General features: G+C 47.4%; 1 protein-coding gene. It reads right to left on the bottom strand.

The window, feature by feature from the left end:
• Window positions 1-124: 124 nt before the first annotated feature.
• Window positions 125-530 (bottom strand): transposase (locus ACFSCZ_RS17955; RefSeq protein WP_380775935.1); only part of this gene is annotated, 406 nt, incomplete at its 5' end.

Here is a 530-nt window from a genome sequence, read left to right as displayed (position 1 = left end):
GATAACACGGACAAGCCGATGCTAGGCATTCGTCGGCGGGGCCCCGTCCCCTTCCGGCGCATGCCAAGAATCGGGCACTGCAGTCAACGGCAGGCAGCTGTCGCTGTGGCTCCGAACTCTCTGGCTAAGCTGCTTTTTTAAAGTTTTTTAGATAGGTTTTAGGAGCGACATAACCAAGCTTTTTCTGGATTCTTCTTTCATTAAAATAGCTGATATAAGAGAGCAAATCCTGCCTGCAGGTCTCAAGAGTCATATCAGAGCAGAACAACGGATATTCAACTTTCAGGTGCGAAAAGAAACTTTCAATGACCGCATTGTCCCAGCAATTGGCCTTGCGCGACATACTGGGGGTAAATCCAAGTTCTTCGCTTAATTCATGGTAGGAAAGGGAGCGATAGACACTCCCCCGATCACTGTGAATGAGCACACCTTCCAGGTTTTTCAGTTTTCTATTTTGTTGGGCAGACCGGATCGTTCTGCAGATTAATTCTTGGTTGGGACTGGAAGATGTTTCAAAAGCAATGACTTCC

The organism is Siminovitchia sediminis (assembly GCF_042680885.1).
GTDB lineage: Bacteria > Bacillota > Bacilli > Bacillales > Bacillaceae_C > Siminovitchia > Siminovitchia sediminis.
Note: the sequence above shows the minus strand (reverse complement) of the source record. Positions and strands in the feature narration are given on the sequence as shown.